Here is a 24789-nt window from a genome sequence, read left to right as displayed (position 1 = left end):
GTGACCGCTACGATTCTCGGATGCGCCAACTGGCCCCTGGAGTACGGCAACTCCTCGGCCGTCCGCCGCACCTGATGAACGTTTATCTGGTGGAGGACGTCCTGGTGGACTCCGGCACGCCCGGGGCGCGGCGGCGGGTCTCCCGGCAGCTCGCCGGGGAAACACTGACCGCGCACGTCGTCACCCACGCCCATCCGGATCATTTCGGGTCGAGCCACGCTCTGTGCGAGGAGTTCGGAATCCCCTTGTGGGCCGGGGAAAAGGACGTCCAGGCGATCGAGACGGCGACGCCGGCGACGGCGCCCGGCCGGATCCCGAAACTGCTTTCCCGGATGAAGATGCCCGAGCCCCACCCCGTCGCCCGTGCTCTGAAAGAGGGGGACGACGTCGCCGGGTTCACGGTGCTCGACGTCCCCGGACACTCGCCGGGGCATATCGCGCTCTGGCGGGAGAGCGACGGCGTCCTGCTGTGCGGCGACGTCTTCTTCCACATCGGGCGGCTGACCGCCCCGCCGGACTTCCTCACCTGGGACGCGGACCTGAACCGCGAGTCGATGCGGCGCCTCGCCGGGCTCCGGCCACGGCTGGTCCTGTTCGGGCACGGGAAACCGCTGCGCGATCCCGACCGGCTCGAGCGCCTGACCGGATGAACCGCGACGAGCCGACCCTCGAACGCGGCCGCGAACTCGGGAGGATCGAAGCGGCGCTCGACTCGGCCCTGGCGGGCGAGGGCCGGGTGGTGGTCATCGAAGGCCGGGCGGGGATCGGCAAGACCCGGCTGGTCCAGGAGACCCGCGCGCTGGCGAAAGACCGTGGTTTCGGACGGCTGCAGGCGGTCGGCGACGCGCTCGAAGGGGCGATGGCCTGGGGCGTCGTCCGTCAGATGGTCGAGCGTTCGGTGTCGCGCTACAGCGGGGAGATCCGCGAGAAGATCCTCGCCGGTCCGTCCGGCGACGCGCTCCGGGCGCTCGACGCCGCGGCCGCCGATCCGAGCGAGGCCGAACTGGGCAGGACACTGCACGCGCTGTGGTGGGTCGCGGTCGATCTCTCGTCGACCCGGCCGCTGCTGATCACGGTCGACGACGCGCAGTGGGCGGACCATTCGTCGCTGCAGTTCCTCGTCTACCTTTCCCGCCGGATCGCCGACCTGCCGATCGTGCTCGTGGTGGCGACCCGCCCGCCCGCGGAGAACGCCGGACCGCTGGCGCATCTGAGCGTCTCGCGGCAGGCGGAACGCGTCCTGCCGAAGCCGCTTTCGCTCGAAGCGCTCGCCGAGCTCGTGGCCGCCCGAGGGGTGGTCCCCGCCTGGGCCGTGGTCACCTCGTTGCACGCGGCCAGCGGAGGAAACCCTTTCCTGGCCAGGGTTCTCGTCGACGAACTCGACGCCCTCGGGCTGCCCCTCGACACCGACACGTCCGCCGGCCAGGTCGGGAAACTGGGCCCCAGCACCGTTTTCCGCGCGGCGCTGGGCAGGATGCCCGCCGAGGCGGTCGGGCTGGCCGGTGCCGTCGCGATCCTGGGCACCGGCGGCGATCCGTGGCAGGCCGGAGCGCTGGCGAAGCTCGACGCCGCCGGGCTCTCGGTCGCCGTCGAGGCGCTGACCTCGGCCAACGTGCTCACCGGCGACGGCGACCATCTCGTCTTCGTCCATCCCGTCGTCCGTGAGGCGGTCCTCGCCGATCTGGGCCCGATCGCTCGCGCGGGACTGCACGGCGCCGCCGCGAAGGCGTTGCGTGCGGCGAAGGCCCCGGCGGACCGTGTCGCCGCTCATCTCGCGCAGGCACCGCGAGGCACCCTGCCGGACGCGGCCGAAATCCTGCGCAAGGCCGCGGCCGCGCTGCTCGCGGCGGGTGACCCGAGGACGGCCGCCGCCCATCTGCGCCGGGCCGTCGACGAGACCCCGGACGACGCGGCGCTGCGGGCCGAACTCGGCCGCGCGCTGCTCCGCACGGGCGAGGCGGCCGAAGCGCGGCAACAACTCCTCGTGGCCGCGGACGGCGTTCCCGACGCCGAACTCGTCGCGGCCGCCGCGTCGGCCACGGCGGTCGTCGACGGACCCGAAGCCGCCGTCGCCGAACTTGTCGAGGCGATCGCCGCCCGCCCCGGCGGTCCGCGTGACCCCGGCCGGATGCATCTCGAAGCGCGGCTCGCGGTGATCCGCTCGTTCCTGCCGCACCACCGCGGCGTGGCGTCGGATCATCTGCGCGCGTACGCGAGTTTGAGCGGCGGCACCCCCGACGAGCGCACCCTGCTCGGCCTGCTCGCGCAGATGGGCCGGTACGAGGTCCGGCCCGCGGACGAGGTCGCCGCGACAGCCTGCCGGGCCCTGTCCCACGGCGCCTACTTCGAGGACGCCACCGGGAGCATCGACGTGATGGTCGGCTGGGTGGTCGCGATGCTCGCGCTGATCTCGGCCGACGGCGTCGACGAGGCCCGGCGGGAGATCGAGAGCGCGCGCCGCCGGGTGCGGGCGCACGGTTCGCCCGTCGAGTTCGCGATGGTCGCCAACGCCGCGCTGTTCCTCGACTGGCGGCTGGGCAACGTGAGTGTCATGGAGGCCGAAGCCGAGGGCGCGCTCGCCGCCATCGGCGCCGAGGAGCCGCTGCCCCAGGTGGTCGCGCTCCGGGCGACGTCGACCCATTTCCTGGCCTACGCCGCGATGGAACGCGGTGACCTCGAAGCCGCGGCCGAGGTGCTCGCGCGGTTCGACAGCGACCACGGCGACGGTCCGAGCATGATGCCGACGATGTGGCTGCACGAGCCCCGCGCGCTGATCGCGCTCGCCATCGGCAATCCCGTCCTCGCCAGGACGCAGGCGTTCCTGCAGCGCGACGAGATGCTGGCGGCGGGGGTCGACCCGCCGACCATCCCGTGGCGGGTCCCCGCGGTGCGCGCCGCGATGCTGCTCGGCGAGTCGGACCACGCCCTGGAACTGGCCGAGGAACAGGTGAGCATCGCGCGCAAGTGGGGGACCACGACGGAGATCGGCGCCGCGTTGCGGTTGCTCGCGCACGCCGACGGCGACCGGCGGCTGGACCTGCTGGCCGAATCGGTCGGGGTGCTGGAGCGGTCCCCGGCCCGGCTGCACCTCGCCCGTTCGCTGATCGACCTCGGCGAGGCGATGCGGGTCGCCCGGCGCCGCACGGACGCGCGGACCCCGCTCAACCGCGGGATCGAACTGGCCACCGAATGCGGCTCGGTCGTGCTGCGCACCCGCGCCGTCGAAGCACTGGAGGCCCTGGGGGACCGGCCGCGGCGGATGGTCTTCGCGGGCCCGTCCTCGCTGACCGCCAGCGAACGCCGGGTCGCGGATCTGGCGGCGTCCGGACGCGCGAACCGTGAGATCGCGCAGGAACTCTTCGTCACCCCGAAGACGGTCGAGAACCACCTCGGGCGGATCTACACGAAGCTCGGCATCGCCGGACGGCGAGAGCTGGCGCGAGTCCTTTCGTGAGGGACCCCCAGACCGGAGCCCGACAGAGTTGAGGGATCTCCCCTCATGCGTTTGGGGGGTCGCGAAGATCAGTCTTTACCTACCGAGCCGGACGAACCCGAAGGTAGGAGCCATGATCCGCAGCCTGATCCTCACCGCCGCAGCGACCCTCACCGCCGTCGCCACCCTCCCCGGTACCGCCGCGGCGGACAAGATCGGCACCCCCGCCCCCTGCGTCAAGGCCACCGACGTCACCGGCGCCGACTTCGACGTCAAACAGTGCGGGGTCAGCGACGTCGACCAGTTCCGCGCCGGACTGGAGAACGACGGCAACGCGTACTGCGGACCGGCTTCGCTGTATAACGTCCTGCACTACTGGGGTCATGTGAAGAACGCGCCGGTCGGCTGGGTGACCACCCGGGTCGGCCAGCTCGATCCGAAGGACCCGGCCGACTACAACGTCATCACCAACTCGATCGGGCGAATCGGCGTCGATGCCAAATACGACGGGAAGACGACGCTCGGCAACCTGCAGAAGGCGTGGACCATCGCCACGAAACCGGCGCGGGACGCGGGCTGGACGTCCTCGACCGGGAACGTGAGCACCGCGGGCACGGCCGACTTCTCCGGCGAACTGGCGAAGAAGCTCAACGAAGGGCCGCTCCAGATCGCGTACGGCCGCTACAAGGCCGGACCGTGGGGGAGCTTGCAGCGCTCCGGCGGGCACATCGTCACCGTGGTCGCGGCGAAGGGTTCGTTCAACGGCGACACCGTCCAGCTGAAACTGTCCGACCCGGGGCGCGCCGGTGACCACAAGGCGCCGGGCTACCTGGGCACGCAGTCGGAGTACCAGTTGCTGGACGTCACGCTGGAGAAGAAGACGATCTGGGAGTACCGGCCGGTCACCGACGACCCCGACACCGGCGTCGACGAGAGCCTGGAGCCGGGCACCTTCCGGTTCGTCGAGCGGTGGGAGCTCACCGGGCCGCAGTACATCGGCAGCACGCGGCAGATGATCGAGAACTTCAACTGGTTCGACATGGTCGCCCCCTGACCGAAACACGGATGCGAGCGGTGCCCCGGAGGTCGTAACCTCCGGGGCAACACGCTGACGGAGACGAGTAGCCAGGGGAGCACGCGAGACCCAGAGAGCCGCCGGTAGCTGGGAAGGCGGCCTCGCGCCCTTCGGTGAAGACCCTCCCGAGTGCGGGGAGGAACGGCGTCCGCGCCCCATGCCCCGCCGTCCGGCCCCCGTCATCGGGCCTTCGAGGCCGCCGCTCGTCCAGGGCGGCGGCGAAAGTGCGGTGGTACCGCGAGTTCCCTTCTCGCCCGCACTCCCAAGGGGTCGCGCAATCCGTACAGGAGTTGTGATGATCTCGCGTGTCCTCGTCGCCGACCTGCCCCGGCACGTCGGCGGCCGTGTCCGCATCGCCGGCTGGGTGCACCGCCGGCGCCGCCTGAAATCCGTCACCTTCCTGGTGATCCGGGACCGCTCCGGACTCGCCCAGGTGGTCCTCGCCGAACCCGGCGGCCCGCCGGAGGAGACCGTGGTCGAGGTCGAAGGCCTCGTCACGGCCAATCCCCAGGCTCCCGGCGGCCTGGAACTGACCGAGCCGGCGATCGGGCTGCTGTCCGAACCGGCCGAGCCGCCCCCGTTCGACCTCTACCGGCCGTCGCCGCGGGCCACCTTGCCCACGATGCTGAACAACGCCGCCGTCGCGTTGCGGCATCCGCGGCTGAAGGAGGCGTTCACGATCGCGGCGGCGAGCGTCGCCGGCTTCCGGTCCGCGCTCGACGGTCTCGGGTTCACCGAAACCCGGACGCCCAAGATCGTCTCGTCGGCGACCGAATCCGGCGGATGCGTCTTCGGCATCGACTACTTCGGTCAGCGGGCGTTCCTCGCGCAATCGCCGCAGTTCTACAAACAAGCGCTGGTCGGGGTGTTCGAGCGGGTCTACGAGGTCGGGCCGGTCTTCCGCGCCGAACCGCACGACACCGCGCGGCATCTCGCGCAGTACACCAGCCTGGACGCCGAACTCGGTTTCATCGACGGCCACCACGACGTGATGGCCGTGCTGCGGGAGGTGGTCGCGGGGATGGCCGCCGCCGTCCCGGAGACCGGCGTCGTGGTGCCCGGGGAGATCCCGGAGATCCACTTCGCGGACGCTCAAGCGCTGATCGCGCGGCTGTCCGGTGAAGACCCACGCGGCGAGCCGGACCTCGCGCCCGCGCACGAACGGCTGCTTTCGGACTGGGCGCTGCGCCAACACGGGTCGGAATTCCTGTTCGTCACGGGATATCCGATGGCGAAGCGGCCGTTCTACACCCATCCGGACCCGGAACGGCCGGAGTACTCGAACAGTTTCGACCTGCTCTTCCGCGGGCTGGAACTGGTGACCGGTGGCCAGCGGCTGCACCGGCACGCCGACTACCTCGCCGCGCTGGCGGCGCGGGGTGAGTCCGCCGAGCCGTATCGCGACTACCTGTCCGTCTTCGCGCACGGGATGCCGCCGCACGGCGGGTTCGCGCTCGGTCTCGAACGCTGGACCGCCCGGGTGCTCGGGCTGCCCAACGTGCGTCAGGCGACGCTGTTCCCGCGGGACTTGCACCGCCTGACCCCGTAGTGGAGGTCATGAAAGGGGCTTTCAGGACGAAATCCGTCCTGAAAGCCCCTTTCATGACACATCGGGCTCAGTGGATGAACGCGCTCCTGGCGGCCAGGTCGGCCAGCAGGGCGCGGCCCTTCTCGGCGTTGCGCGGCTGGGCCAGGACGTCATAGCGCCGGGCGACCAGCTGGCTCTGCGAGATGAAACCGCGCTTGTTCTTCGAAGCCGCGTACCCCAGCGCGCCGAACAGCAGGTTGAACCCGATACCGCCGACGAGGCCGACGAGGATCGGCACCAGTCCGGCGCCCGGGTTCAGCAGGCTCAGCACGAGGCCGAGGAACACACCGAACATCGCGCCGGACAGCGCCGAGCTGGTCAGCACCTTGCTCCAGCCCATCCGCCCGGCGATCCGCTCGACCAGGATCGGTTCGACACCGACGATGGTGACGTCCGTGATCGGGAAGTCCGTTCCCGCGAGGTGGTCGACCGCACGCTGCGCATCGGAGTACGACTCGTAGGAGCCGATCGGCCACCCGCTGGGCAGCGTCGGAAGCTGAGCCCGCCCCTGGGGCTCGGTGAACGTGGTCTGCTGCGTGAATGCCTGTGTCATTCCTTCTCACCTCTCTTGATCCGTACAACGTTCCGGAGGTACGGATCTCCTCCCGTCCGGCGGGATTCACAGCATCTTCTCAGCCGGGCATCACAGACAATCCGCCCAGGGATCAACTACAGTCCGCAATGGGTAACCGATCAGACCATTGGTCGAGTTGACCGGGTCCGGCTGACCCGGTAGGAAGAAGCCGCAAAGGTACCGCTTCGAACCTTTAGGTGAGGCTGATGGCGAACAGGCGCGGCATGCTCACACTGGATCGGCTCCGGGAACTCGTCGAGGACGGCACCGTCGACACGGTGCTGGTGGCCATCACCGACATGCAGGGCAGGCTGCAGGGCAAACGCTGCGCCGCCGAATACTTCCTCAACGAGGTCGTCGAGCACGCCACCGAGGCGTGCAACTACCTGCTCGCCGTCGACGTCGACATGAACACCGTCGACGGCTACGCGATGTCTTCCTGGGAGACCGGCTACGGCGACTTCGTCATGCAACCGGACTTCGACACGCTCCGCCTTCTCCCGTGGCAGGAGGGCACCGCGCTCGTCCTCGCCGACCTCGAACGGGTGCAGGGCGGCGCCGTCGCCCCGTCGCCGCGGCAGGTCCTGCGCGGGCAACTCGACCGGCTGGCCGCCCTCGGTCTCAGTGCCCACGTCGGCACCGAGCTGGAGTTCATCGTCTTCGACGACACCTTCGAGTCGGCCTGGGACAAGCGGTACCAGGACCTCCGCCCGGCCAACCAGTACAACGTCGACTACTCGATGCTCGGCACCTCGCGGATCGAACCGCTGCTGCGCCGGATCCGCAACGACATGGGCGGCGCGGGGCTGTACGTCGAATCGGCCAAGGGCGAGTGCAACCCCGGCCAGCACGAGATCGCGTTCCGCTACGCCGAGGCGCTGGCCACCTGCGACAACCACAGCATCTACAAGACCGGGTCCAAGGAGATCGCCGCGCAGGAGGGCAAGAGCCTCACGTTCATGGCGAAGTACAACGAACGCGAGGGCAACTCCTGCCACATCCACATCAGCCTGCGCTCCACCGCGGGCGAGGCCGTCCTGGCGGGCGACGAGCCGAGCGGGTTCTCGCCGCTGATGGAGCACTTCCTCGCGGGGCAGCTCGCCGGATTGCGTGAGCTGACCTACTTCCTCGCGCCGAACATCAACTCCTACAAGCGTTTCGTCCCCGGCAGCTTCGCGCCGACCGCGGTCGCGTGGGGCACCGACAACCGCACGTGCGCGCTCCGCGTCGTCGGGCACGGGGAGTCGCTCCGCACCGAGAACCGGGTGCCCGGCGGCGACGTGAACCCGTACCTCGCGGTGTCCGCGCTGATCGCGGCCGGGTTGCACGGCATCGAGAACGAACTCGAGCTGGAGCCCGAGTTCCAGGGCAACGCCTACGGTTCCGACAAGCCGACCGTGCCGACGACGTTGCGGGAGGCCGCCGCGCTGCTCGACCAGAGCGAGCTCGCCAGGACCGCGTTCGGGGACGAGGTCGTCGACCACTACCTGAACGCGGCGAAGGTCGAACTCACCGCGTACGACGCCGCTGTCACCGACTGGGAGAGGATCCGTGGCTTCGAACGGCTCTGAACCCTTGATCGGGCTCACCTGCTACCTGGAGCCCGCGAAGTTCCTGGTGTGGGAGACCGAAGCGGCTTTGCTGCACCGCGTGTACGTGGACGGCATCGTCGCGGCGGGCGGGATCCCGGTCCTCCTGCCGCCGGTGAGCGAGGCGCACGAGAGGCTGGTGTCCGCCGTGGACGGTCTCGTGCTGGTCGGCGGCGCCGACATCGAACCGGCGCGCTACGGCCAGGAGCAGCACGCGACGACGTACACGAGGCCGAACCGGGACGCGTTCGAGTTCGGGCTGCTGAGGTCCGCTTTGGACAGTGGAAAACCGGTGCTGGGCGTGTGCCGCGGGTTGCAGGTGCTCAGCGTCGCGCTGGGCGGGACACTCGCCCAGCACCTTCCGGACACTTTGGACACCAAGGATCACCAGCCCGCGCCCGCGACCTTCGGCACCACTACCGTGACCCTTGCCGAGGGCAGCCGGGCCGCGTCGATCCTCGGCACCGAGACCAAGGTGCCGTGTTATCACCACCAGGCCGTCGACAAGCTCGGCGACGGGCTGGTCCCGGTCGGCTGGGCCGCCGACGGGACCATCGAAGCGGCGGAACTGCCCGGTGACGGTTTCGTACTCGGTGTCCAATGGCATCCAGAACAGAATCTCGACGACATAAGGCTTTTCGAGGCACTCGTGACAGCTGCGAAGGAGCGCTCATGACGGGTTACGACGCCGCCTCCGAGGGAGGGAACACGTCGGCGGTGTTCGAGGTGATCAACCCCGCCACCGAAGAGGTGGTGAGGTCGGTCGAATCGACCTCGGCCGAAGAGACCGACGCGGCGATCGCCCGCGCGCAGGCGGCGTTCCCCGCCTGGCGCGCGGTGGCGCCCGGAGACCGGGCGCGGCTGCTGCGCCGGTTCGCCGACGCCGTCGACGCCGACATCGAGAACCTCGCCCAGCTGGAAGTCGCCAACGCGGGCCACACCATCGGCAACGCGCGCTGGGAGGCGGGCAACGTCCGCGACGTGCTGACGTACTACTCGGCGTCGCCCGAACGGTTGATCGGCAAGCAGATCCCGGTGCCCGGCGGGGTGAACATGACGTTCCACGAGCCGCTCGGCGTGGTCGGGGTGATCGTGCCGTGGAACTTCCCGATGCCCATCGCGGGCTGGGGTTTCGCGCCCGCGCTCGCCGCCGGGAACACCGTCGTGCTCAAGCCGGCCGAACTCACCCCGCTGACCGCGATCCGCCTCGGTGAGCTGGCCAGGGAGGCCGGGATCCCCGCGGACGTCTTCCAGGTGCTTCCCGGCAAGGGATCCGTGGTGGGCCAGCGGTTCGTGGACCATCCGGCGGTGCGCAAGATCGTCTTCACCGGCTCGACCGAGGTCGGCAAGCAGATCATGGCGGGCTGCGCCGCGCGGGTGAAGCGGGTGACGCTGGAACTCGGCGGCAAGAACGCGAACATCGTCTTCGCCGACTCGGATCTGGAGAAGGCCGCGGCCACCGCGCCGTACGGGGTGTTCGACAACGCCGGGCAGGACTGCTGCGCGCGGTCGCTGATCCTGGTGCAGGCGAGTGTGTACGACCGGTTCATGGAGCTGCTGGAACCCGCGGTGAAGGGTGTCGTCGTCGGCGATCCCCGCCTGGAGGTGACCGAGATGGGCCCGCTGATCTCGGCGGGGCACCACGCGAAGGTGTCGTCCTATGTGGACGACGCCGCGCCGGTGGCGTTCCGGGGAAGCGCGCCGCTGGGGCCGGGCAACTGGTTCCCGCCGACCGTCGTCACCCCGCCGGACCTGCGGCATCCGCTGGCCTCGGACGAGATCTTCGGCCCGGTCGTCGCGGTGGTCCCGTTCGCCGGGGAGGCGGACGCGGTGACCATGGCCAACGACACGGAGTACGGCCTGTCCGGCTCGATCTGGACCCGCGACGTCGGCCGCGCCTTCCGCGTCGCGCGCGGCGTCGAAGCCGGGAACCTTTCGGTGAACTCGCATTCGTCCGTCCGGTACTGGACGCCGTTCGGCGGGTTCAAGCAGTCCGGGCTCGGCCGCGAGCTCGGCCCGGACGCTGTCGATGCCTTCACCGAGACCAAAAACGTTTTCGTCAGCACGGAGGAATGATGGTTCAGCGTTTCGAAGGCCGCGTCGCGGTCATCACCGGCGGCAGCAGCGGCATCGGCCTCGCCACCGCGCGGCGGCTGGCGAGCGAGGGCGCGAAGGTCGTCATCGGCGACATCTCCGCCGCGGCGGGCAAAGCGGCGGCGGACGAGGTCGGCGGCCTGTTCGTGCAGGCCGACGTCACCGACGCCGAACAGGTCGAGGCCCTGTTCCAGACCACTGTGGACACCTTCGGCTCGGTCGACGTCGCGTTCAACAACGCCGGCATCTCCCCGCCCGAGGACGACTCGATCCTCACCACGGGCATCGACGCGTGGGAGAAGGTGCAGAAGGTCAACCTGACCTCGGTGTACCTGTGCTGCAAGGCGGTGCTGCCCCACATGCGGCGGCAGGGGAAGGGCTCGATCATCAACACGGCGTCGTTCGTCGCGGTGATGGGCGCGGCGACGTCGCAGATCTCCTACACCGCGTCCAAGGGCGGGGTGCTGGCGATGAGCCGGGAACTGGGCGTGCAGTTCGCGCGGGAGAACATCCGGGTCAACGCGCTGTGCCCGGGTCCGGTGAACACGCCGCTGCTGAAGGAACTGTTCGCGAAGGACCCCGAGCGGGCCGCGCGGCGGCTGGTGCACGTGCCGGTCGGGCGGTTCGCGGAGCCGGAGGAGATCGCGGGCGCGGTCGCCTTCCTGGCGAGCGACGACGCCTCGTTCATCACGGCGTCGCAGTTCCTGGTGGACGGGGGCATCTCGGGGGCCTACGTCACCCCGCTGTGAGGCCGCCCCGTCGCCCCGTCGCCCTTTAGTCGGCTACTTGCGGTCCGCCCGGCCCTGGTCCCGGGAGCTGAAGGACGCTTTCCCCGCATCGCACGCGGTGAAGGGCGCTTTGCCCACGTGCCATGCGGTGAAGGGCCCCTTCACCCCACCCGCTCTCACTCGTCCCGGTGGTTGGGATGGCGTCCTTCTGGCCTGCGCGGTAGTTCTGGGATCGCGGAACCGCACGGTTCCGCGATCCCAGAAGCGCGGAGGCCCCCAGGATGACCCGGCAGATGAGCACCGCCATGCGCGACTGCATCGACCTGTGCAACGAGTGTCACGTCCGGTGCGAGGAGATGATGACGCGCTGCATGGAGATCGGCGGCGCCAAGCTCGGGATGATGATGGTGACCTGCGCGGACATGTCGCGGATGAGTGCGGACATGATGATGCGCTGTTCGGCCATGATCGCCGACCTCGAGATGATGCGCATGTGCGCGAAGATGTGCGGCCTCGCCTCCCAGATGATGCGCATGTGCGCCGAGGAGTGCGCCAAGACCGGCGACGCCGAACTCGCCGAGGCCGCGGAGATGATGATGCGCTGCGCCGAGCTCTGCGGCACCATCACCGCCGAGATGATGATGGAGAACGCCTAGCCAGGCCCGACGGCCCGGGCACGTCGGGTGTCCGGGCGAACGGGAGAAGTGACGTGCCCGGCCAGAAGTAGACGCGCGCCGAACACGCCAGGTACGGTGTGCGCACAACTGCAGATCGGGCCGTTGAGCTGGAGCGGGAGAGCCCTCACGAACGTGGTGGGGCACCGAAGGAGCAAACTCCCCGGAATCTCTCAGGTACCCACTACCGCTTCCGCGAGGCCACTCTGGAAAGCAGGCGCGCAAGTGCGCCTCACCCAAGGTGAAAGCCGTCCTCTTCACGGACGGTGAAACTCTCAGGTGCCATGACAGAGGGGGAGTTCCCAGCGCACCGGTCTATCCGGCGCCTGATTGAAGGAGCTCCCTTGACCAGTACGTCCTTCGACGACCGGCACATCGGCCCCTCGGAGTCCGAGCAGGCCAAGATGCTCGCCGAGGTCGGCTACGGCAGCCTCGATGCCCTGGTACAGGCCGCGGTGCCGTCCGCGATCCGGGTCACCCGTGACCTCGAGCTTCCCCCCGCCGCGTCCGAAGAGGACGCCATCGCCGAACTTCGCGCGCTCGCCGCGCTCAACAAGCCGATGACGCAGATGATCGGCCTCGGCTTCCACGACACGGTCACCCCGGCGGTCATCCGCCGCAACGTGCTGGAGAACCCGGCCTGGTACACGGCGTACACGCCCTACCAGCCGGAGATCTCGCAGGGCCGTCTCGAAGCCCTCCTCAACTTCCAGACCATGGTCTCCGAGCTGGCCGGTCTCGCCACCGCGAACGCCTCCCTGCTCGACGAGTCCACCGCCGTCGCCGAGGCCGTCATGCTGATGCGCCGCGCGTCGAAGGCGAAGTCGAACAAGGTCGTCCTCGACGCCGAGTGCCTGCCGCAGACCATCGCCGTCGTCCGCACCCGCGCCGAGGCCATGGGCGTCGAGGTCGAGGTCCGCGACCTGCTCACCGGCCTGCCGGAGGAATTCTTCGGCGTCGTCGTGCAGTACCCGGGTGCCTCCGGCGTGCTGCGGGGCGCGGGCTTCTACTCCGCCATCTCCGAGACCGCGAAGGCCGCCGGCGCGCTGTACACCGTCGCCGCCGACCTCCTCGCCCTCACGCTGGTCACCGCGCCGGGTGAGTTCGGCGCCGACATCGCCGCCGGATCCACCCAGCGTTTCGGTGTCCCGCTCGGCTACGGCGGCCCGCACGCCGGGTTCATGGCCGTCCGCACCGGGCTCGAGCGCTCGCTGCCGGGCCGCCTGGTCGGAGTCTCGGTCGACGCCGACGGCAACCCCGCGTACCGCCTCGCGCTGCAGACCCGTGAGCAGCACATCCGCCGCGAGAAGGCCACCTCCAACATCTGTACCGCGCAGGTCCTGCCCGCCGTGCTCGCCGCGATGTACGCGGTCTACCACGGTCCGGACGGCCTCAAGCGCATCGCGACCCGCGTCCACGAGCTCGCCGCAGGGCTGGCCGGAGCGCTGCGCGCCGGTGGCGTCGAGGTCGTCCACGAGGGCTTCTTCGACACCGTCCTCGCCCGCATGCCCGGCCAGGCCGAAGCGGTCGTCGCCGTCGCGCGCGAGAACGGGATCAACCTCGGCCCGGTCGACGCCGACCACGTCCGCATCGCCGTCGACGAGGTCACCACGCCCGCGATCATCGCCAAGGTGCTCAACGCCTTCGGTGTCGACACCGCCGCAGACGACGCCCGCGCGCTGCCCACCGGACTCGGCCGCGAGAGCGAGTACCTCACCCACGAGGTCTTCCACTCGCACCGCTCCGAGACCGCGATGCTGCGCTACCTGCGCAGCCTGTCCGACCTGGACTACGCGCTCGACCGCGGCATGATCCCGCTCGGCTCCTGCACGATGAAGCTCAACGCCACCACCGAGATGGAGCCGATCAGCTGGCGCGAGTTCGCGGGCATCCACCCGTTCGCCCCCGCCGACCAGGCCGAGGGCTATCACGTTCTCGTCGAGCAGCTGTCGACCTGGCTCGCCGAGGTCACCGGCTACGACAAGGTGTCGCTGCAGCCGAACGCGGGCAGCCAGGGCGAGCTCGCCGGTCTGCTCGCGATCCGCGCGTACCACCACGCGAACGGCCAGGCCGAGCGCGAGGTCTGCCTGATCCCGTCGTCCGCGCACGGCACGAACGCCGCCTCCGCCGTCATGGCAGGCATGCGCGTCGTCGTGGTCAAGTGCACCGACGAGGGCAACGTCGACCTCGAAGACCTGCGCGCCAAGGTCGAGGCCAACCGCGACACGCTGTCCGCGATCATGGTCACGTACCCGTCCACGCACGGTGTGTACGAGAACGGCATCGACGAGCTGGCCAAGATCGTCCACGACGCGGGCGGCCAGGTCTACGTCGACGGCGCGAACCTCAACGCCCTGCTGGGCCTGGCGAAGCCGGGCGAGTTCGGCGGCGACGTCTCGCACCTGAACCTGCACAAGACCTTCTGCATCCCGCACGGTGGCGGCGGCCCCGGCGTCGGCCCGGTCGCGGTGCGCGCGCACCTCGCGCCGTACCTGCCGAACCACCCGCTGCTGGAGAAGGCCGGTCCCTCGACCGGCGTCGGCCCGATCAGCGCCGCTCCTTATGGTTCCGCGTCGATCCTGCCGATCTCGTGGGCGTACGTCCGCATGATGGGCGCGGGCGGGCTCACCGCGGCGACGCAGGTCGCCGTCCTCGCCGCGAACTACGTGGCCAAGCGACTCAACCAGCACTACCCGGTGCTCTACACCGGCCAGGACGACCTGGTCGCCCACGAGTGCATCCTCGACCTGCGTGGCCTCACCAAGGAGACCGGCGTCAGCGTCGACGACGTCGCGAAGCGCCTGATCGACTACGGCTTCCACGCCCCGACCATGTCGTTCCCGGTCGCGGGCACGCTGATGGTCGAGCCGACCGAATCCGAGGACCTCGGCGAGATCGATCGCTTCATCGAGGCGATGATCGCCATCCGCGGTGAGATCGACGCCGTCGCCCAGGGCCGGTGGGCCGCGGACAACAGCCCGCTGCGCAACGCCCCGCACACCGCCGAGACCCTGGTCGGCGACTGGGACCTGCCCTACGACCGCGAACTGGCGGTGTACCCCGCCGGAGTGAACCGCAAGGCCAAGTACTGGCCCCCGGTGCGCCGCATCGACGGTGCGCGCGGGGACCGTAACCTCGTCTGCTCCTGCCCGCCGCTCAACGCCTACGAGAACTGAGGCACTTGATGTCGAAAGAGACGTCCCTGCACGGAGTCCACAAAGGACTGGGTGCGCTGTTCACCGACTTCGCGGGCTGGTCGATGCCGATCCGCTACAGCAGCGAGCTGGCGGAGCACAAGGCGGTCCGCGAGACCGCGGGCCTGTTCGACCTGTCCCACATGGCCGAGATCGAGGTGACCGGCCCGCAGGCCGCCGACGTCCTCGACTTCGCGCTGGTCGGCAACCTGTCCGGCGTCAAGCCGGGCCGGGCGCGCTACACGATGATCTGCGACGAGACCGGCGGCGTGCTCGACGACCTGGTCGTCTACCGCCTCGAAGACGAGAAGTTCCTGGTCGTGGCCAACGCGGGCAACGCCGCCGTGGTCGCGGAGGCGCTGGCCGCCCGGGTCTCCGGCTTCGACGCCGTCGTCGACAACAAGTCCGAAGACGTCGCGCTGATCGCCGTCCAGGGCCCGAAGGCCGTCGAGATCCTCGGCGCGGTCACCGACGCCGACCTCGGCGCGCTCAAGTACTACGCGAGCGTCCCGGCCGTCGTGAAGGGTCACGACGTCCTGCTCGCCCGCACCGGGTACACCGGCGAAGACGGCTTCGAGCTGTACGTCCCGGCCGGTGAGGCTCCCGCCGTCTGGCGCATCCTCACCGAGGCGGGCGAGCCGCACGGTCTGCTCCCGGCCGGCCTCGCCTGCCGCGACACGCTGCGTCTCGAAGCCGGAATGCCGTTGTACGGCAACGAACTCAGCCTCCAATTGAGCCCGTTCGAGGCCGGCCTCGGCCGCGTCGTCAAGTTCGAGAAGCCGGGCGACTTCGTCGGCAAGGCCGCGCTGGAGGAGCTGTCCAAGAAGGACGTTCCCCGGGTTCGCGTCGGCCTCAAGGGTTCCGGCCGCCGCGCGCCGCGTCACGGCTACTCCGTCCTGGCGGGCGAGACCGAGATCGGCGAGGTCACCAGCGGCGCCCTGTCGCCGACCCTGGGCTACCCGATCGCCATGGCCTACGTGGACCGGGAGCACTCCGAGCCCGGCACCGAGCTTTCCGTCGACATCCGGGGCCGCATCGAGCCCGTCGAGGTCGTCGCCCTGCCCTTCTATTCCCGCGCCTGAAAGGCCCTTGAACGACCATGAGCATCCCCCAGGACCTGAAGTACACGAAGGAACACGAGTGGCTGAACGTCGTCGACGGCGTCGCTACCGTGGGCATCACCGCCTTCGCCGCCGAGTCGCTCGGTGACATCGTGTTCGTCCAGCTTCCCTCGGTCGGCGACACCGTCACCGCGGGCGAGGTGTTCGGCGAGGTCGAGTCGACCAAGTCGGTCAGCGAGCTGTACGCGCCCGTGGACGGCGAGGTCGTCGAGGTGAACGAGGCCACAACGGACACCCCCGAGCTGATCAACTCGGACCCGTACGCCGAAGGATGGCTCCTGAAGGTGCGTCTGTCCGGCGACGTGCCCGCCCTGCTCGACGCCCAGGCCTACGCCGTGCTCACCCAGGAGAGCTGATCCATGACCAACGCTTCCGTGTTCAATGCGAGCCTGTCCGAGGTGGACCCCGAGGTCGCCGTGGCCGTCGCAGCCGAACTCGACCGGCAGCAGTCGACCCTGGAAATGATCGCGTCGGAGAACTTCGCCCCGGTGGGCGTGCTCGAGGCGCAGGGTTCGGTGCTGACCAACAAGTACGCCGAGGGCTACCCCGGACGCCGCTACTACGGCGGTTGTGAGCACGTCGACGTCATCGAGCAGCTGGCGATCGACCGCGCGAAGGCGCTCTTCGGCGCCGAGCACGCCAACGTCCAGCCGCACTCGGGCGCGCAGGCCAACGCCGCCGCCATGGTCGCCGTGCTCAACCCCGGCGACACCATCCTCGGTCTCGACCTCGCCCACGGCGGTCACCTGACCCACGGGATGAAGATCAACTTTTCCGGCAAGCTCTACAACGTCGTCGCCTACCACGTCGACAAAGAGACCGGGATCGTCGACGTCGAGGAGATCGAGCGTCTCGCCAAGGAGCACAAGCCGAAGCTGATCATCGCCGGCTGGTCGGCGTACCCGCGTCAGCTCGACTTCGCCGAGTTCCGCCGCATCGCCGACGAGGTCGGCGCGAAGGTCATGGTCGACATGGCGCACTTCGCCGGTCTCGTCGCGGCAGGGCTGCACCCGAGCCCGGTGCCCTACGCCGACATCGTCACCACGACCACGCACAAGACCCTCGGCGGCCCGCGCGGCGGCATCATCCTGTGCCGCCAGGATCTCGCCAAGAAGATCAACTCCGCGGTGTTCCCCGGCCAGCAGGGCGGTCCGCTGGAGCACGTCATCGCCGCCAAGGCCGTCGCGCTGAAGGTCGCCGCGAGCGAGGAGTTCCGCGAGCGTCAGCAGCGCGTCCTCGAAGGCGCGAAGATCCTGGCCGACCGCCTTTCGCGCACGGACTGTGCCGAAGCGGGCGTCCGCGTGCTGACCGGCGGCACCGACGTGCACCTGGTGCTCGTCGATCTCGTCAACTCCACTTTGGACGGTCAGCAGGCCGAAGACCGGCTGCACTCGGTCGGTATCACGGTCAACCGCAACGCCGTCCCGTTCGACCCGCGCCCGCCGATGATCACCTCGGGCCTGCGGATCGGCACGCCCGCCCTGGCGACCCGCGGCTTCGGCGCCGAGGACTTCGCCGAGGTCGGCGACATCATCGCCGAGGCGCTGCGCCCGGACTTCGACGAGGCCCTGCGCCAGTCGCTGTCCGCCCGGGTCGAACTGCTGGCGAAGAAGCACCCGCTGTACGCGGACCTCAACCGATGAGCGCTGTACCCGAAGGTCGCAAGCTCCTCCGGCTCGAAGTCCGCAACGCGCAGACGCCGATCGAGAAGAAGCCGCCGTGGATCAAGACCCGCGCGCGGATGGGCCCCGAGTTCACCGAGCTCAAGGGCCTGGTCAAGCGTGAAGGCCTCCACACCGTGTGCGAGGAGGCCGGTTGTCCCAACATCTACGAATGCTGGGAAGACCGTGAGGCCACCTTCCTGATCGGTGGCGACCAGTGCACGCGGCGTTGTGACTTCTGCCAGATCGACACAGGGAAGCCCGAGGCGCTCGACACGACCGAGCCGCGCAAGGTGGCGGAGTCGGTGCAGGCCATGGGGCTGCGCTACTCGACGGTGACCGGTGTGGCGCGGGACGATCTCGAAGACGGCGGCGCATGGCTGTACGCCGAAACCGTGCGCCAGATCCACGCGCTGAACCCGGGTACCGGTGTCGAGCTGCTGATCCCGGACTTCAACGCGGATCCGGATCAGCTGGCCGAGGTGTTCGGTTCGCGGCCGGAGGTGTTGGCGCACAACGTCGAGACGGTGCCGCGGATCTTCAAGCGGATCCGCCCCGGCTTCCGGTACGCGCGGTCGCTGGAAGTCATCACGCGGGCCCGTGAGGCCGGTCTGGTGACGAAGTCGAACCTGATCCTGGGCATGGGCGAGACTCCGGAGGAGGTGGCTCCGGCGATGAAGGACCTGGTCGACGCGGGCTGCGAAATCCTGACGATCACCCAGTACCTGCGTCCTTCGCCGCGGCATCATCCGGTGGACCGCTGGGTCAAGCCCGAAGAGTTCGTCGAGCATTCGAAGGCAGCCGAAGCGATGGGCTTCGCCGGCGTGATGGCCGGGCCGCTCGTACGCTCGTCTTATCGGGCCGGACGTCTTTTCGCGCAGACGAAGGCCCACCGCGGCGAAGCGCTGTCGGAGAACTTGGCCCACCTCGCCGCCGAAGGGCCCGCGGCCCAAGAAGCCAGCTCACTGCTGGCCAGATAGGAAGGAGGGCAGATCAATGGCGATCAGCGTCTTCGACCTGTTTTCGATCGGGATCGGCCCCTCCAGCTCCCATACGGTGGGTCCGATGCGTGCCGCACTGACCTTTGTGGACGGTCTCGCCGAAGACGGCGACCTGCCCGCCACGACCCGGGTCCAATCCGAACTGTTCGGTTCGCTGGGCGCGACCGGGTTCGGGCACGGCAGCGACAAGGCCGTGCTGCTCGGGCTGTCCGGGGAGCGTCCGGAGGAAATCGACACCGACTCGGTGCCCGGCAAGGTCGCCGAGATCCGGGAAGCGTGCCTGCTGAAGTTGCGCGGTGAACACGAGATCGTGTTCACCGAGGACACCGACCTGACCATGCACCGGCGGAAGTCGTTGCCGGCGCACCCGAACGGCATGATCTTCCGCGCGTTCGACGCCGACGGGAAGGTGCTGCGCGAGCGCACCTACTACTCCGTCGGCGGCGGGTTCGTCCGCGACGAGTCCTACGAGACCGACACTGTCGTCGTCGAGGACTCGACGCGGCTGGAGTTCCCTTTCCGCACCGGCGCGGATCTGCTGAAGCACTGCGAAGACACCGGACTGCCGGTCAGCGAGATCATGCTGCGCAACGAACTCTCCTGGCGTACGCGCGAGGAGGTCCGCGAAGGCCTGCTGGAGATCTGGCAGGTCATGGTGGAGTGCGTGCACAACGGCTGTGAGCACGAGGGCGTCCTGCCCGGCGGGCTCAAGGTCCCGCGCCGCGCGAGGGCGTTGCACGAGAAGCTGCTCGCCGAAGACGGTGTCGGCGATCCGCTGTACGCCATGGACTGGGTGAGCCTCTACGCGCTGGCGGTCAACGAAGAGAACGCCGCGGGTGGCCGCGTCGTCACCGCGCCGACCAACGGCGCGGCGGGGATCATCCCGGCGGTGCTGCACTACTACCAGCGGTTCATCCGGGGTTCGTCGGACGACGGCATCGTGACGTTCATGCTCACCGCGGGCGCGATCGGCTCGATCCTCAAGCAGACGGGCTCGATCTCGGGCGCCGAGGTCGGCTGCCAGGGCGAGGTCGGTTCGGCCAGCGCGATGGCCGCGGCCGGGCTCACCGAGGTCCTCGGCGGGTCGCCCGCGCAGGTGGAGAACGCCGCCGAGATCGGCGTCGAACACCACCTGGGGCTGACCTGCGACCCGGTCGGCGGGCTGGTGCAGATCCCGTGCATCGAGCGCAACGCCGTCGGCGCGTCGAAGGCGATCCACGCCGCGCGGATGGCGATGCGCGGCGACGGCTCGCACATCGTGACGCTGGACAAGGCGATCAAGACCATGCGCGAGACCGGCGCCGACATGAGCGTGAAGTACAAGGAGACCTCGCGCGGCGGTCTCGCCGTCAACGTCATCGAGTGCTGACACCCCCGCGTTCCGTCCTCTTGGTGCGGTACTTGCACACGCAAGTACCGCACCAAGAGGACGACTTGCGGGCGGCCTAAACTCGAAGGGTGGAGTCGAGCACGGTCGCGAACGCGGGTGACGCGCTGTTCCGCCCGGTGCGCGCGGGCAACGCCTTCGAGGAGACCGTCGAAAGGCTGCTCCAGGCGATCCGGCTGGGCGTGGTCGGCGCGGGAGAACGGCTGCCTTCGGAACGGGAGCTCGCCGAACGGCTCGGCGTCAGCCGGGTGACCCTGCGGGAAGCGATCCGCGCGCTGGCCGACGCCGGCTACGTCGAATCGCGGCGTGGTCGCTACGGCGGCACGTTCGTCAACGACGTCCTGCCCGATCCGCCCGCCGCCGACGGGCGGAAGGTCGACAACGCCACCCTGGAGGACGCGCTCGGCCTCCGGCACGTCCTGGAGACCGGCGCGGCCGAGATGGCGGCGTCGCGCTCGCTCAGCCCGGCCGACCGGCAGCATCTGACCAGCACGCTCGCCGAGGCCGCAGCGGCCGACGTCGGCGACTACCGGCGCAAGGATTCGCGGCTGCACCTGGCGATCGCCGAGGTCACCGCGTCCGGCTCGCTGACCACGGCGATGGCCGACGCGCGGATGCGGGTCAACCAGCTGCTCGACATGATCCCGCTGCTCGAACCGAACCTGGAGCACTCCAACGCCCAGCACGAGGCCATCGTCGACGCGATCCTCGCGGGTGACTCCGAGGCCGCCCGCCGGGCGATGACCGAGCACGTCGAAGGCACCGCTTCGCTGCTTCGCGCCTTCCTCGCCTGACGAAACGCGGAGCGGGCTCAGGACACGAATAGGTGATTTTCCCACAACCTTTTCACTCGTTCGGGCGTCTTACCTGGCGTGGAAAACCCGGATGACGAAACCGCACCCGAGTCGGAAACCACGGCCACCCCGGAGCCGAAAGGGAAGAAACGCAGGTGGCGCCGGATCGCCGCCTGGTCGCTCGGCCTCCTGATCGGCATCCCGGTGGCCGCGTTCGGGATCGCGTACGTCCTGCTCGACGTCCGCAGCCCGGAGGAGGTGCTCGCCGACCTCGACAAGACCGTCGTCCTGCAGAACACGGACGGATCCGAGCTGCTCAAGGTGATCCCGCCCGGCGGCGACCGCCTGTTCGTGCCCTACAACGCCATCCCCGCGAAGCTGCGCGACGCGATCGTCGCGACCGAGGACCCGACCTTCTGGGACAACGAGGGCTTCGACCTCACCGGCCTGGGCCGCGCGCTGGTGACCGGTGTCGGCGGCGGCTCGGGGATCACCCAGCAGTACATCAAGAAGTCCACCGGCAACGAGGACGCCACCCTCACCCGCAAGTTCTCCGAACTGGTGCTCGCCACGAAGATCACCCAGCAGCAGACCAAGAAAGAGATCTTCGAGAGCTACGTCAACATCATCTCCTTCGGCCGAGGCACCTACGGCCCGGCCTCGGCGATGAACGCCTACTTCGGCCGCAAGCTCGACGACTCGATCACCTGGAGCGAGGCGGCCTTCCTCGCCGGGATGATCCAGTCGCCGTCGGTGCACGACCCGTACGCCTCCACCCACGAGCACGCCATGAAGCGCTGGTCCTACGTGGTGAACAAGCTGGTCACGCGGGGTTATCTCGGTCAGGCCGAAGCGGTCGCGATGACCTATCCGGAGGATGCGATCCAGGCGCCGTCGGAGACCCGCGCCGGTCGTGTCACCTTCGAGAAGTACCACCTCAAGCAGCGGGTTCTCGCCGAGCTGGAGCAGATCGGCTACCCACTGGACCGTCTCCGCGGCGGCGCGATGAAGGTCGAGACGACCATCGACCCGCGCGCCCAGGCCGAAGCCGAGAAGGTGCTCAAGGAGCGGCTACAGGGCCAGCCGGAGCACTTCCGGGCCTCGCTGGTCGCCGTCGAACCCGGGACCGGCGCCATCCGCGCCTACAACGGCGGCGGCTGGAGCGTGCACGACTACGCCGGAACCCCGTACGGCACCGGCTCGGCCTTCCAGCCGTTCACGCTCGCCGCCGGCATCGAGCGGGGCGTCGACGTCGACGCCCCGATGAAGTCGCCAGGGCAGGTCGACTTCCTCGGCGAGACCTTCAAGTTCCAGGACCCATGCGGTGAGGGCGGGAAGTGCACGCTGCGCGAGGCGATCGCGCGGGGCGCTCGGGGACCGTTCGTCGAGCTGGCGAAGAAACTCGGCGCGGAAGCGGTCCGCGACGGCGCGCGTGCGGCGGGGATCCCCGAAGCCGTCGACGGCGAGGTGACCCTGCGCGAGAAGGACGGGTTCCTGATCGGACCGGGGATCGCGGTCGGCCGGTACCCGTTGCGGCCGAGCGACATGGCCGGGGCCTACGCGACCTTCGCCGCCGACGGCATGCGCGCCACCCCGCATCTGGTGTCGAAGATCCGGGACGAGAACGGCGAGATCGTCTGGGAACGGCCTTCCGACAAGGCGCCCGCGTTCAAGGACGACGAGGCCTTGAGCCGCCGGATCGCCGGCACGATCAGCCAGGTGCTCACCACCGGGCTGAAGGACCGTCCGGCGGCGTTGAAGACCGGCGACCTCCAGTACAACGAGACCGACGACAACGCCGCCGGCTGGGCGGTCGGGTACACACCGCAGCTCGCGACGGCGGTCTGGGTCGGCTCCGACGAGCCGCGCCGGATGCGCGACGCGGCCGGGGAGAAACTGACCGGCAAGACGATCCCCGGCGACATCTGGCAGCGCTTCATGACCGGCGTCCACCAGGGCGTGCCGGTGCGGTGGCCCGTACCCGCCGGGACCACCGCAACGGCCCGCCCGCGCTAGTGAGGGGTGGTCGTGAGCGGCGTTTCGGGTTGAGGGCCGTGAAGGGCCCCTTGCCTACCTTCAAGGTAGTGGTGGGGGCCTTCACTACTTTCGTGATCGCCGCTTTCGCTCCACACGCACCAGCAGCCACAGTGGCCGCGCGTGAAGGCTCCCTTTCTGGGCTCAGCCGAGGAAACTCGACCTTCACTCCTTCAAGCGACCAGGGCGCCGGTACCGAGTGGGTCGGGTTGGTCGTGAGTGGCGTTTCGGGTTAGAACACGAATCGCCACTCACGACCATCCGGACCGCAGGCTCAGGAAGTCACCAGGATGACGGTCAGCCCGTCGTATCCCTTCTTGCCGACGGTCTGCAGCGCTGTCGCGTCGACCCGCGGTTCGGCGGCGATCAGTTCGTGCATCCGCCGGAGTCCCACGATCTCGTCGGCGGTGCTCGACGCGTCGGCCACCGCCCCGGCGCGGACGACGTTGTCGACCACGATCACCCCGCCCGGCCTGGTCAGCCGCAGCGCCGCCTCGAAGTAGGCCGGGTTGTTGACCCGGTCCGCGTCGATGAAGGTCAGGTCGATCGGCCCCTCGACACCGGGCAGCAGATCCAGCGCCTCCCCGAGCCGGATGTCGACGAGCTCGCCCACGCCGGCGGCATCGAGGTTCTTGCGCGCGACGTCGGCGAATTTCGGGTAGAACTCGAGCGTCACGAGACGTCCGTCCGCCGGCAGGGCGCGGGCGAGCCAGATGGTGCTGTAGCCGCCGAGTGTGCCGATCTCGAGGATCGAGCGGGCACCGATCATCCTGGCCAGCAGGTGGAGCAGCTTGCCCTGGTTCGGGGCCACCGCGATGGCCGGCATCCCGGCCTCGTCAGAGGCGGCTAGGGCCGCTTCGAGAGCCGGATCGGACGGGACGAGCGCCTCGATGAGGTACTCGTCTACTTTGGACCAGATTTCCTGAGTCATTGAACCTCCCCAGGCCAACCTAGTGTCGTGATCCGGACCGCGATGCGTCCATCGGGGCAGCCATCGGGACGCATCTCAGGCGGCGCGGCGGCCAGCCTTCGGGATCACCAGCGGGGTCCCGGTTTCGGGGCAGGGCATGACCCGGCACGGCAACTCGAAGATCTTCTCGACGTTCTCGGCGGTCACGACGTCCTCGGGCGCTCCGGTCGCCAGGACCTCGCCGTCCCGCATCGCGATCATGTGCGTCGCGTAGCGGGCCGCGTGGTTGAGGTCGTGCAGCACGGCGACCAGCGTCCGGCCCTGTTCCTGGTGCAGCTGCGCGCACAGGTCGAGAATGTCCATCTGGTGCGCGATGTCGAGATAAGTCGTCGGCTCGTCGAGCAGCAGGAGATCGGTCTCCTGCGCGAGCGCCATCGCCATCCACACGCGCTGGCGCTGTCCGCCGGACAGTTCGTCGACCAGCCGCTCGGCGAGGTCGTCGACCCCGGTGGCGCGCATGGACTCCGCGACCACGGTGGCGTCCTCACGGGACCACTGGCGCAGCAGACGCTGGTGCGGGTACCGGCCGCGCGCGACGAGGTCGGCGACGGTGATGCCGTCGGGCGCGATCGAACTCTGCGGCAGCAGGCCGAGCCGCCGCGCGACTTCCTTGGCGGGGAAGGAGCTGATCACCTGGCCGTCGAGGAACACCGACCCCTGGCGGGGTTTGAGCATGCGCGCGAGCGCGCGCAGCAGGGTCGTCTTGCCACAGGCGTTCGGGCCGACGATGACGGTGAACGACCGGTCGGGGATGACCACCCCGAGGTCTTCGGCCACGGTCCTGCCGTCATAGGCGAGCGTCAGCGCGTCCGCGTGCAGGCGGGACGTCGTGCTCTGCGCGGTGAGGGTTTCCACGGTCTCCACGCAGGTTA

At 69.5% G+C, this 24789-nt stretch carries 20 protein-coding genes and 1 riboswitch; of the genes, 17 read left to right on the top strand and 3 right to left on the bottom strand.

The window, feature by feature from the left end:
* Nucleotides 1–20: 20 nt before the first annotated feature.
* From BKN51_RS24250 to aspS, 4 genes are all read left to right on the top strand, one after another.
* A complete protein-coding gene (locus BKN51_RS24250; RefSeq protein ID WP_101609784.1) occupies nt 21–650 on the top strand; it encodes an MBL fold metallo-hydrolase in 630 nt (209 codons plus the stop codon).
* Nucleotides 647–3454: a helix-turn-helix transcriptional regulator gene (locus BKN51_RS24245; protein WP_101609783.1), complete on the top strand. Its 2808-nt coding sequence runs from the start codon at nt 647–649 to the stop codon at nt 3452–3454. The genes BKN51_RS24250 and BKN51_RS24245 overlap by 4 nt, the downstream gene beginning before the upstream one ends.
* 112 nt (nt 3455–3566) lie before the next feature.
* The gene (locus BKN51_RS24235; RefSeq protein WP_158255738.1) at nt 3567–4487 is read left to right on the top strand and encodes a hypothetical protein; all 921 of its coding nucleotides are present in this window, start codon (nt 3567–3569) and stop codon (nt 4485–4487) included.
* 316 nt (nt 4488–4803) lie between these two features.
* Nucleotides 4804–6057 carry an aspartate--tRNA(Asn) ligase gene (gene aspS / locus BKN51_RS24230; RefSeq protein WP_168214381.1) on the top strand — a complete coding sequence of 418 codons (1254 nt, stop codon included), beginning with the start codon at nt 4804–4806 and terminating at the stop codon, nt 6055–6057.
* Nucleotides 6058–6124: 67 nt separating this feature from the next.
* Here the strand turns inward: aspS and BKN51_RS24225 are convergent, their stop codons facing one another.
* Nucleotides 6125–6649 carry a general stress protein gene (locus BKN51_RS24225; RefSeq protein ID WP_101609779.1) on the bottom strand — a complete coding sequence of 175 codons (525 nt, stop codon included), beginning with the start codon at nt 6647–6649 and terminating at the stop codon, nt 6125–6127.
* 227 nt (nt 6650–6876) lie between these two features.
* On the opposite strand from BKN51_RS24225, the gene BKN51_RS24220 reads away from it, so the two are divergent.
* The 13 genes from BKN51_RS24220 (at nt 6877) to BKN51_RS24160 (ending at nt 22929) form a co-directional block, all read left to right on the top strand.
* A complete protein-coding gene (locus BKN51_RS24220; RefSeq protein WP_168214380.1) occupies nt 6877–8241 on the top strand; it encodes a glutamine synthetase family protein in 1365 nt (454 codons plus the stop codon).
* Nucleotides 8222–8935 (top strand): gamma-glutamyl-gamma-aminobutyrate hydrolase family protein, encoded by a 714-nt coding sequence (locus tag BKN51_RS24215; RefSeq protein WP_101609778.1) that lies wholly within the window; start codon nt 8222–8224, stop codon nt 8933–8935. The genes BKN51_RS24220 and BKN51_RS24215 overlap by 20 nt, the downstream gene beginning before the upstream one ends.
* The gene (locus BKN51_RS24210; RefSeq protein ID WP_101609777.1) at nt 8932–10335 is read left to right on the top strand and encodes an aldehyde dehydrogenase family protein; all 1404 of its coding nucleotides are present in this window, start codon (nt 8932–8934) and stop codon (nt 10333–10335) included. The genes BKN51_RS24215 and BKN51_RS24210 overlap by 4 nt, the downstream gene beginning before the upstream one ends.
* Complete coding sequence (locus BKN51_RS24205; protein ID WP_101609776.1) at nt 10335–11102, top strand: 3-oxoacyl-ACP reductase; 768 nt, start codon at nt 10335–10337, stop codon at nt 11100–11102. Before BKN51_RS24210 ends, BKN51_RS24205 begins: the two co-directional genes overlap by 1 nt.
* Nucleotides 11103–11362: 260 nt before the next feature.
* Nucleotides 11363–11737, top strand: a complete 375-nt coding sequence (locus BKN51_RS24200; protein WP_101609775.1) for a hypothetical protein — start codon at nt 11363–11365, stop codon at nt 11735–11737.
* 214 nt (nt 11738–11951) lie between these two features.
* Nucleotides 11952–12056, top strand: a riboswitch (glycine riboswitch).
* A gap of 43 nt (nt 12057–12099) precedes the next feature.
* Entirely contained in the window at nt 12100–14931 is a 2832-nt protein-coding gene (gene gcvP, locus BKN51_RS24195) for an aminomethyl-transferring glycine dehydrogenase (RefSeq protein WP_101609774.1), read from the top strand.
* A gap of 8 nt (nt 14932–14939) precedes the next feature.
* Nucleotides 14940–16031: a glycine cleavage system aminomethyltransferase GcvT gene (gene gcvT / locus BKN51_RS24190; protein ID WP_101609773.1), complete on the top strand. Its 1092-nt coding sequence runs from the start codon at nt 14940–14942 to the stop codon at nt 16029–16031.
* Nucleotides 16032–16048: 17 nt separating this feature from the next.
* Nucleotides 16049–16426: a glycine cleavage system protein GcvH gene (gene gcvH, locus BKN51_RS24185; protein ID WP_101609772.1), complete on the top strand. Its 378-nt coding sequence runs from the start codon at nt 16049–16051 to the stop codon at nt 16424–16426.
* Nucleotides 16427–16429: 3 nt separating this feature from the next.
* Nucleotides 16430–17713: a serine hydroxymethyltransferase gene (gene glyA / locus BKN51_RS24180; RefSeq protein WP_101609771.1), complete on the top strand. Its 1284-nt coding sequence runs from the start codon at nt 16430–16432 to the stop codon at nt 17711–17713.
* Nucleotides 17710–18711, top strand: a complete 1002-nt coding sequence (gene lipA, locus BKN51_RS24175; RefSeq protein WP_101609770.1) for a lipoyl synthase — start codon at nt 17710–17712, stop codon at nt 18709–18711. The genes glyA and lipA overlap by 4 nt, the downstream gene beginning before the upstream one ends.
* A 16-nt stretch (nt 18712–18727) precedes the next feature.
* Entirely contained in the window at nt 18728–20101 is a 1374-nt protein-coding gene (locus BKN51_RS24170; RefSeq protein ID WP_101609769.1) for an L-serine ammonia-lyase, read from the top strand.
* An 89-nt stretch (nt 20102–20190) separates the two neighbouring features.
* On the top strand, nt 20191–20913 hold the full coding sequence (locus BKN51_RS24165; protein WP_101609768.1) for a FadR/GntR family transcriptional regulator: 723 nt from the start codon (nt 20191–20193) through the stop codon (nt 20911–20913).
* A 78-nt stretch (nt 20914–20991) separates the two neighbouring features.
* The gene (locus BKN51_RS24160) at nt 20992–22929 is read left to right on the top strand and encodes a transglycosylase domain-containing protein (RefSeq protein WP_101609767.1); all 1938 of its coding nucleotides are present in this window, start codon (nt 20992–20994) and stop codon (nt 22927–22929) included.
* Between the two features lie 292 nt (nt 22930–23221).
* On the opposite strand, the gene BKN51_RS24155 is transcribed toward BKN51_RS24160, so the two are convergent.
* Nucleotides 23222–23878, bottom strand: coding sequence for an O-methyltransferase (locus tag BKN51_RS24155; RefSeq protein WP_101609766.1), 657 nt, complete (start codon nt 23876–23878; stop codon nt 23222–23224).
* A 75-nt stretch (nt 23879–23953) separates the two neighbouring features.
* Nucleotides 23954–24781 carry an ABC transporter ATP-binding protein gene (locus BKN51_RS24150; protein WP_101609765.1) on the bottom strand — a complete coding sequence of 276 codons (828 nt, stop codon included), beginning with the start codon at nt 24779–24781 and terminating at the stop codon, nt 23954–23956.
* Between the last annotated feature and the right edge of the window lie 8 nt (nt 24782–24789).

Source organism: Amycolatopsis sp. BJA-103 (assembly GCF_002849735.1).
GTDB lineage: Bacteria > Actinomycetota > Actinomycetes > Mycobacteriales > Pseudonocardiaceae > Amycolatopsis.
The sequence above is the reverse complement of the archived record's forward strand: the minus strand, read 5'-3'. Positions and strand labels throughout refer to the sequence as shown.